Annotated in this window: 15 protein-coding genes; 10 read left to right on the forward strand and 5 right to left on the reverse strand. The window is 67.6% G+C overall.

Annotated features, from left to right (window positions below; translation table 11 throughout):
* Positions 1 to 5: 5 nt before the first annotated feature.
* Both ACFWPH_RS00855 and ACFWPH_RS00860 read right to left on the reverse strand, forming a co-directional pair.
* Positions 6 to 1613 (reverse strand): ABC transporter substrate-binding protein, encoded by a 1608-nt coding sequence (locus tag ACFWPH_RS00855; protein WP_378747348.1) that lies wholly within the window; start codon positions 1611 to 1613, stop codon positions 6 to 8.
* 303 nt (positions 1614 to 1916) lie between these two features.
* Positions 1917 to 2687 carry an SDR family NAD(P)-dependent oxidoreductase gene (locus tag ACFWPH_RS00860; RefSeq protein WP_378748197.1) on the reverse strand — a complete coding sequence of 257 codons (771 nt, stop codon included), beginning with the start codon at positions 2685 to 2687 and terminating at the stop codon, positions 1917 to 1919.
* 243 nt (positions 2688 to 2930) lie between these two features.
* Between ACFWPH_RS00860 and dinB the strand changes: the two genes are divergently transcribed.
* Positions 2931 to 4202 (forward strand): DNA polymerase IV, encoded by a 1272-nt coding sequence (dinB, locus tag ACFWPH_RS00865; protein ID WP_378747349.1) that lies wholly within the window; start codon positions 2931 to 2933, stop codon positions 4200 to 4202.
* A 170-nt stretch (positions 4203 to 4372) separates the two neighbouring features.
* Positions 4373 to 6415, forward strand: coding sequence for a neutral/alkaline ceramidase (locus ACFWPH_RS00870; protein ID WP_378748198.1), 2043 nt, complete (start codon positions 4373 to 4375; stop codon positions 6413 to 6415).
* A 267-nt stretch (positions 6416 to 6682) separates the two neighbouring features.
* Here ACFWPH_RS00870 and ACFWPH_RS00875 read toward each other — a convergent pair whose 3' ends face one another.
* Positions 6683 to 7141, reverse strand: a complete 459-nt coding sequence (locus ACFWPH_RS00875) for a CBS domain-containing protein (RefSeq protein WP_378747350.1) — start codon at positions 7139 to 7141, stop codon at positions 6683 to 6685.
* Positions 7142 to 7425: 284 nt separating this feature from the next.
* Between ACFWPH_RS00875 and ACFWPH_RS00880 the strand changes: the two genes are divergently transcribed.
* The 4 genes from ACFWPH_RS00880 (at position 7426) to ACFWPH_RS00895 (ending at position 12215) form a co-directional block, all read left to right on the forward strand.
* Positions 7426 to 8604: a macrolide family glycosyltransferase gene (locus tag ACFWPH_RS00880; RefSeq protein WP_378747351.1), complete on the forward strand. Its 1179-nt coding sequence runs from the start codon at positions 7426 to 7428 to the stop codon at positions 8602 to 8604.
* 204 nt (positions 8605 to 8808) lie between these two features.
* Positions 8809 to 9678 (forward strand): universal stress protein, encoded by an 870-nt coding sequence (locus ACFWPH_RS00885; protein WP_378747352.1) that lies wholly within the window; start codon positions 8809 to 8811, stop codon positions 9676 to 9678.
* Between the two features lie 76 nt (positions 9679 to 9754).
* The gene (locus tag ACFWPH_RS00890; RefSeq protein ID WP_378747353.1) at positions 9755 to 10393 is read left to right on the forward strand and encodes a response regulator; all 639 of its coding nucleotides are present in this window, start codon (positions 9755 to 9757) and stop codon (positions 10391 to 10393) included.
* Between the two features lie 88 nt (positions 10394 to 10481).
* Positions 10482 to 12215 carry a GAF domain-containing sensor histidine kinase gene (locus ACFWPH_RS00895; protein ID WP_378748199.1) on the forward strand — a complete coding sequence of 578 codons (1734 nt, stop codon included), beginning with the start codon at positions 10482 to 10484 and terminating at the stop codon, positions 12213 to 12215.
* A gap of 61 nt (positions 12216 to 12276) precedes the next feature.
* On the opposite strand, the gene ACFWPH_RS00900 is transcribed toward ACFWPH_RS00895, so the two are convergent.
* Complete coding sequence (locus tag ACFWPH_RS00900) at positions 12277 to 13098, reverse strand: dienelactone hydrolase family protein (RefSeq protein ID WP_378747355.1); 822 nt, start codon at positions 13096 to 13098, stop codon at positions 12277 to 12279.
* A 266-nt stretch (positions 13099 to 13364) separates the two neighbouring features.
* On the opposite strand from ACFWPH_RS00900, the gene ACFWPH_RS00905 reads away from it, so the two are divergent.
* The 3 genes from ACFWPH_RS00905 (at position 13365) to ACFWPH_RS00915 (ending at position 15506) form a co-directional block, all read left to right on the forward strand.
* Positions 13365 to 14345: a GlxA family transcriptional regulator gene (locus tag ACFWPH_RS00905; protein WP_378747357.1), complete on the forward strand. Its 981-nt coding sequence runs from the start codon at positions 13365 to 13367 to the stop codon at positions 14343 to 14345.
* Positions 14346 to 14498: 153 nt separating this feature from the next.
* The gene (locus ACFWPH_RS00910; protein WP_378747359.1) at positions 14499 to 15143 is read left to right on the forward strand and encodes an HD domain-containing protein; all 645 of its coding nucleotides are present in this window, start codon (positions 14499 to 14501) and stop codon (positions 15141 to 15143) included.
* Positions 15144 to 15197: 54 nt separating this feature from the next.
* A complete protein-coding gene (locus ACFWPH_RS00915) occupies positions 15198 to 15506 on the forward strand; it encodes an antibiotic biosynthesis monooxygenase family protein (RefSeq protein WP_378747361.1) in 309 nt (102 codons plus the stop codon).
* An 87-nt stretch (positions 15507 to 15593) separates the two neighbouring features.
* Here ACFWPH_RS00915 and ACFWPH_RS00920 read toward each other — a convergent pair whose 3' ends face one another.
* Positions 15594 to 16205, reverse strand: a complete 612-nt coding sequence (locus ACFWPH_RS00920) for a TetR family transcriptional regulator (RefSeq protein ID WP_378747362.1) — start codon at positions 16203 to 16205, stop codon at positions 15594 to 15596.
* Positions 16206 to 16281: 76 nt separating this feature from the next.
* Here ACFWPH_RS00920 and ACFWPH_RS00925 point away from each other — a divergent pair, with 76 nt between their 5' ends.
* Positions 16282 to 17391, forward strand: a complete 1110-nt coding sequence (locus ACFWPH_RS00925) for a DUF475 domain-containing protein (protein WP_378747363.1) — start codon at positions 16282 to 16284, stop codon at positions 17389 to 17391.
* The last annotated feature ends 127 nt before the right edge of the window (positions 17392 to 17518 follow it).

The following is a 17518-nucleotide window of genomic DNA, read 5'->3' on the forward strand; positions in this document are numbered from 1 at the left end:
CACCGTCACCGCCCGCTCAGCCAGGTGTCGTAGAACTGCAATCGTGCCGAGGCCTCGAATTTCAGCTCCTGCACTGTCGCCGCGACACCGATGGCCTGCGACAGCTCGATGGTCGGCAGCCACAACCCCTCCGCGAGGAGCAGACGCTGCGCCTCGCCGATCAGGCGGGCGCGTTCGGCGGTATCGACCGTTCGCAGCTGTCCCGACAGCGCGGCGTCGAGCGCGGGTATCTCGCCCCGGTCGTTGAGATTGCGGCCGTCCAGGCCGAAGTTCGTGCGCAGGATATCGCCGTCGGCTCGGGTGGTGTTGTAGTAGATCGTGTCGAAATCCAAGCTGTTCTGCCGCACCGTGTAGTCGGCATTCGAGACCGCTTCGAGCCGCAGATCGACGCCCGCCGCGCGTAGTTGCTGCTGCAGCAGCTCCAGAATCGCCTGGTTCCCGGCGAATACCTGGCTGAACAGCACGCCGAACGACAGCCGCTGCCCGGCCTTCGCGCGAATCCCGTCGGCGCCCGCGATCCAGCCGGCGTCGTCGAGAATGCGCTGCGCGGCGGGAAGATCGAATTGGATCTCCGCGGCGAGGTTCACATATCCGGGCGTTGTATGGGCGAGCGGGCCGCTGGCGGGCCGGAACTGCGGGCCCAGCACGGTATCGACAAGTTCTTGCCGGTTGATCGCCCGTAGCAGCGCGGTACGCACCGCCCGGTCGCGCAACGGCCCCCGGGTCACATTCGGCTGCAGACCGAAGGTGAGCCCCGGATTCGACGCGGTCGCCACCCGTCCTCCCGCGGCTTCGATCTGCGATACGTCCTGAGGCAGGGCATCGCTGATGGCGTCGAGCTGGCCCGAGATCAGGCTGCCGGTACGCACCCCGGACTCCGGCACGACGGTGAATTCGATCCCATCCGGGTACGCCTCACCTCGGTGGGCGAATACCGCTGAGCCCCAGTCGTACCCAGCCCGCTTCGCCAGTGTCACCCGATCGCCCTGGCGATACTCTGCGTACGTGAACGGGCCGCTGCCGATCGTATCGCCCAGGCACCGCTGCTCGGCCGGCTTCGCGGTGGTCGCGGCGGCGAGTATCGCGAGTTGCGGGGTGGATGTCGCCTGCAGGAACTGCGCATTGGGCGCACTGAACCGCACTCGTGCGGTGAGCGGGTCCACCACTTCGGTGCCCGTATAGCCGGCGAGATAGGTGGCCGCCAGCGGCGCTTTGGCGCCGCCCAGGGTGTGCACGATCGAATCCAGAGTCGCGCGAACCGATTCCGCGGTCAGCGGCGTTCCGTCACTGAACGTCACGCCCTCTCGCAGGTGGAAGGTGAAGGTGGTGGCGTCCGGGCTCGTCTGCCAGCGGTGCGCCAGCCACGGAGTGATCTCGCCGGTGGCCGGATCCTGATCGGTCAGTGAATCGGCAATCTGCCGGGTCACGTAGAGCGTCTGGTTCGTACTGCTCTGCGCCGGGTCCGAGCAGGTCGGTGCCTGGGACAGGCCGTAACGTAGCGTGCCGCCGGGTCGAGGTGGCCCCGCGGCCTCGCCCTCCCGGCCGGGGCCAGCGCAGGCTCCGAGGGCCAGTGTCGCGGCCAGCATCCCCACAACGGCAACGGTTCGTTTCATCGCGCACTCCGCATCGCGCCGGTCCGCATACTCGGACCGGCCTCCTCACGCCGGGTCTCCGCAACGGCAGATCCCTGACGAAGGACAACGGTAGGCAGACAGCGGCGGTGAGTCGCCGGTCTCACTCAGCCTGAATCCAACGTCCGGACGGTCGGCATTTCACCGCTCACCTACCGGTGGGCCGGTCCGCTCCGGACGGTCGAGGGCCGGCATCGTGGCCGGACACGCCGCCAAAGGTGCAGGCGGCCGGCGTATCAATGGCCCGCCGGTGAGCCGGGGCAGCGCGGTGGCGACACAGGGCGGTCAGGCCGTGTATCCCCCGTCGACGTCCAACGTCTGACCGGAGATGAAGTCCGCCCGGTCCGAGGCGAGGAAGGCGACTGCTTCGGCGATATCGTCCGCGTCGCCGAAGCGGCGCAGTGGAATATTGCTCCGGGCTATCTCCAGCGCCGAATCCTCGAGGTCACCGGACCCGATCAAACGTTCGGCCATTCCATCGGTGAGCATGCCGGGGCCCACGCAATTGACCCGCACGCCGTAACGCCCCTCCTCCACGGCCAATCCCCGGGCTACCGCCTCCACAGCACCCTTCGTCCCGGCCGACAGCCCGTCGCGGACCGGGTATCGCCGGGTGGCGGCGGTGGTCACGGCGACGACGGCACCGCGCGATTCCCGTAGTAGCGGCAGAGTGGCGTGCATCAGATTGAAGAATGCCGCGGAATCGCCGAGCAGCTGGTCGCGGTATTGCTGTGGCGAGACCCTACTCAGGTGGACCATCGGAACATGGGGGCCGGCGGCATATACCACCGTGTGCAGGCCACCGAAATGTTCACGGAACTGCGCGACGACGTCGGTTACCGCGTCCGGATCCGCCAGATCCAGCGGCCATGCCCGGCCCGAGCGCCCGAGTCCCACGACATCTTCGGTCAGCGCGTCGGCCTTCGCCCGGTTCACCCGGTAGGTGAACCCGATATCGCTGCCGCGCCGGGCCAGTGACCGCACCACCGCGGCGCCGATTCCACCGGTCCCGCCGGCCACCAGCGCACCCCCGGGGCGCCCGGAGAACTCGTCCATCATCACGCCTCCCGACCAACCAAGCAATTGCTTGCTTTAGCCTAGCAGCAGACCAGCCACTCCTTGATCACCGCCGCCCAACCCGGGCATTCCCGGACCCCGACAACCACGGGCCCGCGCCGGCTGCCACCCTCCCGACCTGTCGCGACAGGTTTGCGTTGACGCCACATGATCGCAGCGACCCACGCACCTACCCCGCTATGGCCTGCTGTTTTCCGACCGGCCGGGTGCTAATGTGAACATATGTTCGAATCCGACGACGGCCTCCCGGGACGCGAGCACACGCACCACTCCCTCGGCCCCGTCCCGCGGCCTCGGATCGCCGCGCGACCGCAGGCGTCGATCCTGCACGCCGATCTGGATTCGTTCTACGCCTCGGTCGAACAGCGGGATCAGCTGCATCTGCGCGGTAAACCCGTACTGGTGGGCGGCGGGGTCGTACTGGCCGCCAGTTACGAGGCCAAGGCACGAGGGGTGCGGACTCCGATGAATATCGGGCGGGCGCTGCAGTTGTGCCCGGAGGCGATCGTGGTTCCGCCACGGATGTCCGAATACGCGCAGGCCAGCAAGGAGGTGTTCGCGATCTTCTTCGATACCACTCCCGTCGTGGAGGGCATCTCCATCGACGAGGCCTTCCTCGATGTCGCGGGGTTGCACCGGGTCGCCGGAGAACCGCGCGCCACCGCGAAGGAGCTGCGTGCGCGGGTGCGGCGCGAAGTCGGCCTGCCGATTTCGGTGGGTATCGCGGGCACCAAATTCCTGGCCAAGGTTGCCAGTGCGGTATCGAAACCGGATGGACTACTGCTGGTCGAGCACGGCGGCGAGCTCGAGTTCCTGCATCCGCTTCCGGTGCAACGACTCTGGGGCGTGGGGCCGGTGACCGCCGAGGCATTGCGCGGGCACGGTATCGAACGGATCGGGCAGCTGGCCGAACTCGGCGAACAGGGGCTGCGGCCGATCGTCGGCCGGGCGGCGGCCCGGCATCTGCACGCCCTGGCCTGGGCGCGCGACCCACGCCGGGTGGAAACGGGGCGGCGGCGCCGGTCGATCGGCGCTCAGCGCGCGCTCGGGCGCCGGGCGCGAACCCCGGACGAAATCGAGGCGTATCTGCACGGCCTCACCGATCGCCTGGGCCGGCGGCTCCGGAACGCGGACCGGGTCTGCCGGACGGTGGTGCTGCGTTTGCGTTTCGACGATTTCACCCGCGCCACGCGTTCGCACACCCTGCCCGATACCACCGATCACACCGAAACGATCCTGCGCACGGCTCTTGGCCTGCTGACTGTCGCCATGCCGCTGATCCACGAACGCGGGCTCACTCTCATCGGGTTGGCGCTGACGAACCTGGACGACGCGGACCCGCGCCAGCTCACGCTGCCGTTCGAGCACGGACCCGGTCCGGAATTGGATACGGCACTCGACGAAGTCCGCACCCGGTTCGGGTCGAGCGCTGTGACCCGCGCCGCGCTCCTCGGCCGGGGCGAAGGACTTTCGGTTCCACTGCTGCCCGACTGATCGAGCCCCCGTCTCCGTGCGCATTACCGGCACCACAAACTGAACAATTGACCAACCACATCTGGACGAACGTTCAACAGTGTGGTTCGCTGCCACTCGACAGGAAAGGAACCGCGATGGCAGCGATACCCGAACCCCGCACCGCCACCGGCCCGTCCGGTGCCCCGCCAGTGGCACTTCCGCGCCGGACCGTGCTGGCGGGTGCCGCGGCGGGAAGCTTCGCCCTCGGCTCGGTCACCACACTCGGCTCTGCCACCCCTGCGACAGCCGCACCCGGATCCGGCGAATACCTGATCGGGATGGGGATTTCCGATATCACCGGGCCGGCGGCCGAATGCGGGATGATGGGGTACTCCCAGCAGGACCAGACCACCGCGGGAATCCATCTGCGGCCCCGCGCCCGCGCGTTCGTCATCGCCGCCGGCTCCGATCGGGTGGTGTTCGCGGTCGCGGAGAACGCGATGATCTTCCAGTCGGTGCACCGGGGCGTGCTCACCGAACTGGCGCGGCGGTTCGGCGATCTCTACACCGAGCGTAACGTGCTGCTCACCTCCACACATTCGCATGCCGTCTGTGGCGGCGCGGCCCACGATTATGCCTACAACCTGTCGATTCTGGGATTCCAGCAGCAGGTCTACGATGCCGAGGTCGGCGGGCTGGTCGAGGCCATCGCCGCGGCGCATGCCGATCTGGCGCCCGGCACCCTGGCGCTGGGTCGCTCCGAACTGCACGACGCGAGCGTGAACCGGTCCCGGGTCGCCTTCGACCGCAACCCCGCCGCGGACAAGGAGCACTTCCCGTCCGCCATCGATCCGGCCGTCACTGCGCTCTCGATCGAGCGGGGCGGCCGACAGGCGGGCGCGATCACCTGGTTCGCCACCCACAACACGTCGATGACGAACAAAAACCGGCTGATCAGCTCGGACAACAAGGGTTACGCGGCCTTCGCCTGCGAACACACCGACCACGGTGTCCGCTACCTCGACGAAGGCCGACCGGATTTCGTCGCCGCCTTCGCGCAGACCAATGCCGGTGACATGTCGCCCAACCTGAACCTGCAGCCGGGTTCCGGGCCCACCGACAACGAATTCGACAACACCCGGATCATCGGCGAACGGCAATACAACGCCTCCCGCGCGGCACTGGCCGCGGCACGCCCTCTCGCGGGTCCGGTGGGGTCGGTGTTCTGCTATATCGATCTCGCCGATATCACCGTGGACGGCCGGTTCACCCCGGACGGCGTGGCCCGCCATACGGCGCCCGCCGCTGCCGGGGTCTCCCTGCTGGCGGGCAGTATCGAGGACGGGCCGGGCCTACCGGGCGCTCCGATTCCCGAGGGTGTCCGCAATCCGTTCATCGACGCACTGGGCGATCCGCACACGCCCGCGCCCGGCTGGCTCGCCGATGCCCAGGCCCCCAAGGCGATCGCGGTGCCGTTCAGCCTGCTACCACCGGCACCGTGGGTGCCGAATATCGTGCCGATCCAGATCGTGCGGATCGGTGGGTTGTACCTGGCGGCGGCCGGTGGCGAGTTCACCATCGTCGCAGGCCTGCGGGTGCGCCGGGCCGTGGCGGCGGCACTCGGGGTGGATATCACCCAGGTCCTGCTGCAGGGCTATGCGAATGCCTACCACGAGTACGTCACGACGCCCGAGGAATACGACGCCCAGCAGTACGAGGGCGCGTCCACGCTGTTCGGTCGGTACACGCTGCCCGCCTACCAGCAGGAATTCACCCGCCTCGCCACGGCGCTGGCCGCGGGCTCGACCGTCACGCGCGGGCCCGCACCGCGCGATATCTCGCATCTGCAGCCGAATTTCGTTCCCGCGCCCGGACCGGATACCGCACCGCCGGGATCCGATTTCGGAGCGGTGCTCATCCAGCCGGCGCCCTCCTACGCCGTAGGCACCCGGGCGACCGTGGAGTTCGTCTCGGCCCACCCCAAGCACAACCCGCGCCGCAACGGCACCTTCCTCGAGGTGCAGCGATCGGGCGACGGCCGCTGGACCCGGGTCGCCCACGAAGGCGAATGGAATGTGCGCTTCCACTGGAGCAAACGCCCACCGGCGACCTCCATCGCGACCTTCACCTGGGACATTCCCGGCGACACCCCGGCCGGGCGGTACCGATTCGTCCACCGAGCCGACCGCCTGTCTCCCGACGGAACCCTGCACCCCATCACCGGCACCAGCAGCGAATTCGATATCCGTTGATCACCCACGACTGCACCGCTCACGAACCGGCCGGCCGCCGGACGGCATTGGCCTGCCCCGCAATCCCGGAGCTCGAAGCCGATGCAACCCAGCGCGGGGGCCGGTCCGATCGAGCACACCGCGGCGATAGACACCCGCACCTACCGGCGCCCGGCTGATCGTGCCCGGGCCCCGCCGACCAGGTCCGCCCGGAAACCTCTTCGCGTCACCCGCCGGTATTCCGCCTCGTCCCGGGCTCCGACTCACCGACCGGGCACACATGTGCGATCAACCCCGGAGAGCAGGCTCACCGACCCGGGCGGGCAGTTGCTGTTCACAGACCGCCTCCACGAATTCACCGGTCTGCGCCTCCGATACACCGTGGGCGATATCCGCCTCGGTGATGATCCCGACCAGCCGTCCGCGCTCGGTGACGGGCAGCCGGCGGATCTGGTACTGCTGCATCAGCGCCAGGATCGCCCCGGATTCGGTATCCGCCTCGACGGTGCGCAGTTCGTCGCCCTGCGCGAACTCTCCGGCGGTCGCTGTCGTGGGATTACGTCCCAAGGCCAGACAGTTCACCACGATATCCCGGTCGGTGACGATGCCGACCGGATGTCCTTCCCCGTCACAGATCGGCAGCGCCCCGATATCGCGCTGTCGCATCTGCTGGGCGGCGGTGTCCATGGTGTCGCGTACACCGATGGTCACCACATCGGTGTGCATGAGCTCGCGTGCTGTGATCATCGTGCTCTCCTTCCACCGGGATGCAAACCTGCCGGGGTCCTCCTCGCTGCGAATGCTCCACCCCATCGTCCGCGCCGGTGTGATCGCTGTCCAGACTCGTCCGGGGTTCGGCCGAACGCGTTCAGCGATCCGGCCCCGAGTTACAGCCATCGCCACCCCAGAAACCTGGTTGCTTACCGGAACGGACCCATGACAGCATGCAAACGCAACAATTGTCGCTATAGCGGTCGCGAACCCTGCCGCGGTATCGCCGAACACCACCCGGACCCGACCGGAAACGAGTTATGCCCACGACCCACCACCCCGCACATATCGCGATGATCGGCATCCCGATCATCAGCCACGTCCTGCCGAGCCTCGAGGTGATCCGCGAACTGGTGCGCCGGGGCCACCGCGTGACCTACGCCAACGATCCGTTCGTGGCCGAGCTGATCACCGCCGCCGGCGCCGACTTCGTCGCGTGCACTTCGGCGCTACCGGTCGCCGACAACAACTGGCCCGACGACCCGATCGCCGTCGCGAGCCTGTTCCTCGACGATGCCGTCGCGGCATTGCCGCAGTTACAGTCCATCTACGACCGCGACCCGGCCGACCTCTACCTGTACGACATCGGCGCCTACGCCGCCCGCGCCCTCGCCGAGAAGCAGCGACGCCCGCTCATGCTGTTGTCCCCGACCTTCGTGGCCTGGGACGGCTACGACGAAGATGTCGCCGCCCACCTGCGACAGCTGCCCGGCGCCGGCGACTACCGGGCACGATTCGCCCGATGGCTCGCCGAATGCGGGGCGACCACCACTGACGTCGACACCTTCTCCGGCCGGCCCGCCCGGACCGTGGCTCTCATTCCGCGTGCGATGCAACCGAATGCCGAACGCGTCGACAGCGAAACGGTGACATATACCGGCCCCTGTCTGCCCCCGGACGAATCCGTTACCTGGACGCGCCCCGCCGCCGCCGAGAACGTTCTGCTGATCTCTCTGGGTTCGGCGTACACCTACCGACCGGAGTTCTATCGGCAGTGCGTGGCCGCGTTCGGCGATCTGCCCGGGTGGCATGTGGTGCTGCAGATCGGGAAGTACACCGAACCACGGGAACTCGGCACCATTCCCGCGAATGTCGAAGTGCACTCGTGGGTTCCGCAGCGGGCGATCCTGGAACAAGCCGACGCCTTCGTCACGCATGCCGGTATGGGTGGCAGCGCGGAGGGACTGGCGGCCGGGGTGCCCATGATCGCCGTGCCACAGGCGGCCGAACAATCGGTCAATGCCGACCGGCTGGTGGAACTGGGCGTGGCCCGGCGGATCGATACCGAGCAGGCCACCGCCCGAACACTGCGCACAGCATTGAATGATCTCGTCACCGACCCGGAGGTGAGTCGCCGGTCTGCTCGGCTACGCGCGCAGGCCCGGGCCGAGGGCGGTACGGGCAGGGCCGCCGACCTGATCGAGAACATGCTCGGGTGATCCGCATCGGCGCGGGCGGGCCCTGTGATCAGGAAGTCCCCACCGGCCAGGGTCTTTCGGCCCCTACGGCACGGGACCATCGCCCGCATCCGCCACCGCGTGCCGAGTTCTAATGTCGGCGACGAGTCTGTATAGACCGGTTGCCCTCGCTGTGCCGGAACCGGGTAGTCGAGGGCAGCCGACCGCCGAACGAAAGGAAAACCCGTGACCGCGCGCACGCGAGCCCCTGTTGTGGTCGGCATCGACGGGTCGTCCGGATCCATGGCCGCACTGTGGTGGGCGGCACGCGCCGCGGCACGTCATCGTGCCCCCTTGCATCTGGTATCGGCGGTCGGCAGCCCCGGCGAGCCCGATCACGACCAGGGCACTGCCGCCCTCGACGACGGGACGCTGCGTGCGGATGCGGCGACGTTACTGTCCACCGCACGCGATCTCGCGCGCGACCGTGCCGGAGCCGAGCTGGATATCGTCTGCACGGTCGCCGACGAGCGGCCGGACACCGTGCTGATCGGCTGTTCCAAGGATGCCCGCATGGTCGTCGCCGGAGTCCGCGGCGTGGGGGCCGTCGGGCGGGGAGTGCTCGGTTCGGTCTGCACCTCCCTGGCCCGCCACGCCCACTGCCCTGTCGCCGTGATCCCGGCGCCCGACAGCGGCGTCGCCGATCTCCCACCCCGGCCCATCGTGGTGGGTGTGGACGGATCCGCCTGTGGCGCGGATGCTGTCCAGATCGCGTTCGAGGAGGCGTCCCGGCGCTCCGTCGGGATCGTCGCGGTCACCACCTGGTCGGAGCTTTCTCCGCACGGATCCCGCGCCGCCGTGCACGCGCGGGCCCGCGCCCTGCAAGCGCAGAGCCTGGCCGAGCAGGCCGAATGGTACCCGGATGTGCCCGTCACCCAGGTCGTCGTGGAGGACCGGCCGGCCCGGCGCATCCTGGCCGAGGCCGACCGCGCCCAACTCGTCGTCGTCGGCAGTCACGGTCGCGGCGGTTTCGCAGGTATGACACTGGGTTCCGTCGGCCAGGCCGTCCTGCACGGCACACAGGTCCCGGTGATCGTCACCCGTCCCCGGGATTGAGCGAAGTTCCCACTGCGGCCCGCGAAACCGCTCCTCCCGTTTAAGCTTGGGCAGGACTCGGGAGAGGGGGCGCGGTGTGATCACGGTGTTCCTGGTCGACGACCACGAAATCGTCCGGCGCGGCGTCGCGGACCTCATCGACGCCGAAGACGATATGGAAGTCATCGGCGAGGCCGGCGATGTGGCGCGGGCCCTGGCACGTATCCCCGCGCTGCGCCCCGATGTCGTGGTGCTCGACGTCCGCCTCCCCGATGGCAACGGTATCGAGCTGTGCCGCGAATTGTGCTCGGCCCGCCCGGATCTGCCGTGCCTGATCCTCACTTCCTTCACCGACGAGCAGGCCATGCTCGACGCCATCCTGGCCGGTGCGCGCGGGTATGTCGTCAAGGACATCACCACCCTCGCCCTCATCAGCGCCATCCGCGATATCGCCGCGGGTCGTTCGCTGCTCGACAACCGCGCCGCGGCCGCGCTCATGCGCAAGCTCCGGTCCGAGACCGAAGCGGATGCGGGCCCGCTGTCCGGGCTGACCGATCGGGAACGGACCCTGCTCGCCTTGCTCGGTGAAGGTTTGACCAATCGCCAGATCGCCGAACGTTTGTCCCTGGCGGAAAAGACCGTCAAGAACTATGTGTCGAGGCTGCTGTCCAAACTCGGGGTCGAGCGGCGCACCCAGGCAGCGATCCTGGCCACGAAATATCAGCATCGGGCCTGAAACGGCGGCTACCCCAACCGGATACCCGCCGAATCCGCACAGTCGATGGCAAAATACGTCAGTGACGGAACACCATCGGGGCGGGGAAATGGGCGTGCGGAGAGCGGTTTCCATCGGATCGGAACGGACACCGGTTTCGGAAACACTGTCCCAGTTCCGGCTTCGTGAACTGCTGCTGGAAATGCAGGATCGGATCGCGCAGATCATCGATGTGCGTGATCGGATGGACCGGTTGATCGAAGCCATGCTCGTGATCACCGCCGAACTGAATCTGGACGAAACCCTGCGCACCATCGTGCACACCGCCATCGAGCTCGTGGACGCCCGGTACGGCGCACTAGGGGTGCGCGATACCGAGCAGAGCGGTCACGAACTGGCCGAATTCATCCACGAGGGGATCGATCTCGAAACCCATACGCGGATCGGTCATCTCCCCCGCGGCCACGGAATGCTCGGTCTGCTGTTCCAGCAACCCGAACCCATCCGGCTCACCGACCTGTCCGATCATCCGTCGTCGGTCGGGTTCCCCGCGCAGCATCCGCCGATGCGCAGCTTCCTCGGTGTTCCCGTCAAGGTACGTGACGAGGTGTTCGGCAACCTGTATCTGACCGAGAAGTCCGGCGGCCACCCGTTCACCGAGGACGATGAGGTCGTCGTTCAGGCGCTGGCCGCAGCGGCCGGTATCGCGATCGAGAACGCCTACCTCTACGAACAGTCCCGGGTCCGCCAGCGGTGGCTGGAAGCCACCAAAGATGTCGCCACCGAACTGCTCGAACGCGGCGAACCCAGCGAAGTTCTCGATCTGGTCGTCGATCGCGCACTGGCGCTTACCGATTCGGCCTATACCTTCATCGCGCTTCCGGAGGAGCCCGATCTACCCGCGCACGAGATCGGTGAACTCGTGGTCGTGGCCGCCGCCGGATCCGACGGCGCCGAACTGACCGGGCAGCGGATCGGGCTGCACGGGTCGCATTCCGGCCGGGCATTCCAGCAGGGCCGGCCGGTCACGGCGGACCGGCCCGATTCACCGCCGCACCCGGATACCGGCGACGACGCGGGCCCGACCCTCGTCCTCCCGCTGCGGGCCGGCGGAACACCGATCGGCGTGCTCACCATGGTCCGGCCGCCCGGCGCGCGCCCACTCAACGATCACGCGAAAACGATGATGCTCGTCATCGCCGACCAAGCGGCCCTCGCGTTGCAGCTCGCGGCGAGCCAACGCCGGATGCGCGAACTCGATGTGGTCGCCGATCGCGACCGGATCGCCCGCGACCTGCACGATCACGTCATCCAGCGTTTGTTCGCGGTGGGCCTGTCCTTACAGGGCACCCTGCAGCGGGCCCGCACACCGGAGGTCCGGGACAGGCTGAGCTCCACCATCGACGATATCCAGGACATCGTGCAGGACATCCGGCACTCGATCTTCGATCTGCACAGCGGCACCGTGGACCTGCGCCGGCATCTGCACCGGCTGTTCGAGGAGATGACCGCGGAAACAGACCTGCGGACCAACCTGCGGATGACCGGACCCGTCACCGTTCTCGGACCGCCGCTGTCCGACGATGTGGAGGCAGTGCTGCGGGAAACCGTCAGCAACGCCATCCGGCATGCCGAGGCGTCCACCCTTTCGGTCGAACTCCGCGTCGGCGACGAGGTCACGATCGTGGTCAGCGATAACGGGACGGGAATATCACCCGAGATCGGCCGGCGCAGCGGCCTGGCGAACCTGACCGCGCGCGCCGAGGCCGCCGGCGGACACTGCGATATCGAACCGCTGTCCGGCGGCGGGACGACTGTGCGCTGGCAAGCCCCCCTACCGTGACCCACGTCGACAGATCACTCCTGAGCACCAGGCCCGTGCGCACTGGTACGCGGGCGTCCCGTCAACCGGCTACTCCCGAACCGTCTCCGCCTACCGAGTTCCCGGACACGCTTGGAGACCCACCCGCCGGGAGCGTCCGGTCGAACAATGCGAGCAGTTCGCGGTAGTGCCGTTCGGCGGCCTCGGGATCGTAGGCGGAGGTATCGGCCTGGGTGAAGCCGTGCTCGGCGCCCTCGTAGACCTCGGTGCGGTACCGGAGGCCGGCGGTGGCCAATGCCTCGTCGAACCGGGCGATATGGTCCGGAGTCATATGGTCGTCCTCGCCGGCGTGGGCGAAATACAGTTCCCCGGTGATGTTTCCGACCGTCCTATGCGGACTGTCCGGGGTGTCGGTGACGAGCGGTCCGCCGTGGAACCCTGCCACCGCCCCGACCCGGCCGGGAAACAGGGCAGCGACCAGCACCGCCAGCCGCGCACCCATGCAGTAACCGGTCACGCCTACCTTCCCTGCGGCCACCTGCGGCGCTGCCGCCAGCCACTCGAGGTAGGCGGCGGCATCCGAACGCAGCAGCTCCGGCGTGAGCTCGCGGATCATCGGGATGACCTGCTGGAAGATCTCCGGCCGCTGCGCCGGGTCGATGAAATCCGGGAGTTCGATCACCGGCGCGCGCCCGTGCCGATAGTAGGCGTTCGGCAGCAGGACCGTGTAGCCGTGGGCGGCGATACGGTCGGCCAGCGACCGCAGGCCGGGGCGGACGCCGAAACCATCCTGGATCACCAGCACTCCCGGGTGGGGAGCGCCGTCGTCAGGGTAGGCGAGGTACGCGTCGGCCACCCCATCGGCTGTCCGCACGTCGACCGGCATTCCTTGTATTGCAATCATCGGTGAATCCTTCTGTCGTAGTCGATGTTCTGCGATCAACTCGACGAAGGCGGAGCCCGGGCAGTACAGCGGAATCCTCGGCAGCACAGCGGGCCCGTACCGGCCGCCCGCGCGGCGCTCAGGACAACACCGGGTAGCCCATCCGTGTGTGGCGCAATGCCGTCCCGGTAGTCATCACCACGAACCCTAGCAACGTTCCACTGATGGCGCGATCTGTGGGATGTATGTCGTTGACGCCACCCCCGGTACAGCGGAAGGTGGGGAGTGTGCAGCAACGCCGTGTCGTATTCGTCGTCTTCGACGATTTCCAAGCGCTCGACCTGGTCGGCCCCTACGAGGTCTTCCAAGGTGCCGGCGAGTACGACTGTCAGGTCGTGGCCTCCCGTCCGGGATGCGTGCGATCCGACAGCGGCTTACGGGTGGGCATCGACTGCGGTGTGGACGATGTGGACCCGGCGACCGTGGATACGCTCGTAGTCGTCGGCGGACCCGGCGTCGAGACCGCCCGCGACGATCCCCGCCTCATGCAGTGGATCCGGGCGGCCGCGGGAGCCCGCCGCGTCGCCTCGGTATGCACCGGTGCGTTCCTGCTCGCCGCGGCGGGCGTGCTCGACGGGAAACGGGTGACGACGCATTGGGCGTTCACCACACAACTCGCCCGCGAATATCCCCGAGTCGGTGTCGACCGCGACCCGATATTCGTGCACGACGGAAGTATCTGGTCCTCCGCCGGTGTGACCGCCGGGATGGACCTCGCCCTGGCCCTTGTGGAGGACGATCTCGGCCGCCGGGTCGCCCTCGAACTGGCACGCTACCTGGTGCTTTTCCTGCGCCGCCCCGGCGGGCAGACCCAGTTCAGCACGGCGCTGTGGCGACCGCAGCCCGCGACCGACCCCGTGCGGGCCGCGGTGGCGGCCATCCACGCCGAACCGGGTGCCCGGCACAGTATCGGCGATCTCGCAGCACGGTCCGGTTTGAGTCCCCGCCACTTCCAGCGCCGTTTCACCGCCGAACTCGGTGTCGGCCCGGCGGCCTACGTCGAGCAGGTCCGGATCGAAGCCGCTCAGACCGCACTGGTCGATGGCGATCCAGTGGACACCGTCGCCCGGCGGTGTGGTTTCGGTACCGCCGAATCATTGCGCCGCGCCTTCCACCGACGGCTCGGGATTTCGCCCGCGGACTACCGGGACCGCTTCCGCTCCACCACTGCCGCCGCCATCACGGCGCAACCCGCCGTAACCGCCTGACCGACACCGTCCTGTCCTGGCCGACAACCTCGATCGGCCCCGCCCTCTCCCAGTTCAGCGATCTCGGCCGCCCCTGGCCTGTACCGGGCCCGGCCGTCCACCGGCATGCGACGACGAGCGTCTGTCGCTTGCCCTTTCACCCGAGGAGTTCCCATGTCTCTGGACCTACCGGCCACGCCCCTGGCGCGCGCGGCGCAGACCGTGATCGATTCCGAACTGCCCCCGGCCATACGCAATCACAGCATCCGCTCGTTCCTGTTCGCCCGGGCCGCGGCCGCCGACCGTGGACTGCGGCCCCGCGTCGACTACGACGAAGAAACCATGTACCTCATTTGCGCCCTGCACGATATCGGCCTGGCCGAGGTCGCCAACGGCGACCAGCGATTCGAGGTCGACGGCGCCGACTACGCCGCCGAATTCCTGGAGACCCAGGGCGTAACCGACGAGCGCGTCGATATCGTCTGGGATGCCATCGCTGCCCACGCTACCGGATTCAGCGACTCCCTCGTCTACCGTCGCCGCCGCCCCGCCGCGATCTGGGTCGCCGTGGACGGTATCGGCATCGATATCGGCGGCAACGCAGACATGCTCCCCCAGGGATACGCCGACCGCGTACACACGGACTATCCGCGACTCGGCGGAATCCGTGCGCTGACCCGCCTCGTCGAAGAGCAGGCCGTAGCGAATCCCGTCAAGGCGCAACCGGGTTCGCTGCCCGGTGAAATCGTCCGCCTCACCCACCCGGAACTGGTGCCCACCTGGCAGGACATCATCGCCGCCGGCGGCTGGGGCGACTAGCGACGCCCGGCACGAATCCTTCCTCTCCCAGTTCAGAACAGTCAGGAGTCTGCCGTGACCGATCCCGGTGTCACCTTCATCAATGCCATCGAACTCCCCGCCGAAGCGGTCGACGAGTTCATCGTCCACTGGCGCGAACGGGTAGCCCGTATGCGGTCCGCCCCCGGCTTCCGGGATGTCCGCCTGCACCGCGCGCTGCTCCCGGATTCCCGCTTCCAGCTGGTCAATATCGCTCATTGGGACAGCGCCGAAGATTGCCGCGCCGCCGGCGCCGATCCGATGGTCACGGCCTCGGTGGCGGAAGCGGAGAAGTCTGCCGTTGCGTACCCGAGCCTCTATCGAGTTGTCGCCGAATTCGGCTGAACTGCGATATCGTCCGCCTCAGCCACCCGAAGCTCGTCCCGACCTGGCAGGACATCATCGCCGCCGGCGGCTGGGGCGACCAGAGGGCTACCGGAGCTCCGCTCGAGGGTGCGTCAGCAGTGGCAGTCCGCCCTGTATCGCCTCGAACACCTCGTCCAGCAGAGCATCGAGTGGCGTTGCGTAGTCCGCGGCTCGCCAGGAGCGGAGTGCGGCCAACATTGCGCCCACCAGCGCTCCGGCGTTCACCTGGATCTGCACGTCGGAGTGCTCGCGGCCGGTCCGGCTCGCAAGTACCTCGGCAACGAGGTCGGCCGCCGCTATCAGCTGACCACCCAGCAGGGCGGTCAAGGACGGTTCGTCGAGCAGGTAGCGGAGGCGGCGACGGTGCCACTCCTCGGCTTCGGCCGAACCTCCGACGAGAGTGTCCTGCGTAACTCTGCGCAACTCGCTCAGGAGGGACTCGTCCGGTCGCGGTGTGGCATTTCGGACCGAGTCGTCTTCCCAATCCGGATTCCACAGCAGGATGGCCTCTTTGGAACCGAAATGCCGGTAGATCGAACTGACCGAGACCTCGGCCCGTTCGGCCACCTGCTCGATCGAGACGTGGCTGTAGCCGAGCTCATCGCACAGATCCAGCGCAGCGTCCTGCGTCCGCCGCATCATCGCGAGTCGTTTGCGTTCCCTCAGCCCGGTAGCCACGATCCTCACCGTATCGCAGATCACTAAAAGCTGAGAAAAATTCTCAATAGAGAGTAACTGTCTGTATTGTGGCGGTGTGGTCCTGCGAATATTCGGTTTCTCCCTGGTCGTCACAGCGCTGTCACTCGTGGTGGCCTTCCTCTACGGCGGCCCCACCGCCCTGGCGCTGTGCGTCATCCTTGCTGTCTTCGAGATCTCGATCTCGTTCGACAATGCAGTCATCAACGCCACCATCTTGGAAAAGATGAGTGAGTTCTGGCAGAAGATCTTCCTCACCATCGGCATCCTGATCGCCGTCTTCGGTATGCGGCTGATCTTCCCGCTGGCGATTGTCTGGGTGACCGCGGGACTGAACCCGGTCCAAGCCTTCGACCTGGCCCTCAACCCGCCGGCCGACGACGCCGCCTACTTCCCCGACGGCAGCCCCAGCTACGAAACCCTGCTCACCGACGCCCACCCGCAAATCGCGGCGTTCGGTGGCATGTTCCTGGCAATGCTGTTCCTGAACTTCATCCTCGCCGAACGCGAACTGACCTGGCTGACCTGGCTCGAACGCCCGCTGGCCAAGGTCGGCAAACTCGATATGGCCGCCGTCGTCGTCGCCGGTATCGGCCTGATCCTGGTCGCCGAATTCCTCGCCGAGGCCGACGACCGCTCCACCGTGCTGCTGGCCGGCCTGATCGGCATGGTCGTCTACATCGCCGTCAACGGGCTCGGCAACATGTTCCACGTCGAAGAGCACGCCGAAGAAGCCACCGGCGGCCCATCCACCCTCGCGAAGGCAACCGGTAAGGCCGGATTCTTCCTGTTCCTCTACCTGGAAGTCCTCGACGCCTCGTTCTCCTTCGACGGTGTGATCGGCGCGTTCGCCATCACCTCGGATCCGATCATCATCGCCCTGGGCCTGGGCCTCATCGGCGCGATGTTCGTCCGGTCGATCACGATCTACCTGGTGCGCAAGGGCACACTCAGTGAGTACGTCTTCCTCGAACACGGCGCCCACTGGGCGATCGGCGCGCTGGCACTGATCCTGATGGTCTCGATCGGCGTGCACGTCAACGAGATCGTCACCGGCCTCATCGGCGTCGCATTCATCGGCGCCGCCGTGATCTCCAGCATCCGCCGCAACCGCAACGAAGACGAACCGGAGAAGACTCTCGCCTCGGCGCCCACACCCGTGAGCTGACCCCCGCACCGACCGTCATGCCGTTCGGAGACGCGTCGGCACCCGGAGAAACCCATCGACCTGCGAAGCGTGGAGAAGACCCCGGCGCCGGGGTCCAGGTCCTCACTCCTGGGGTCGTCCGAACCCT

Source organism: Nocardia sp. NPDC058499 (assembly GCF_042719915.1).
Lineage (GTDB): Bacteria > Actinomycetota > Actinomycetes > Mycobacteriales > Mycobacteriaceae > Nocardia.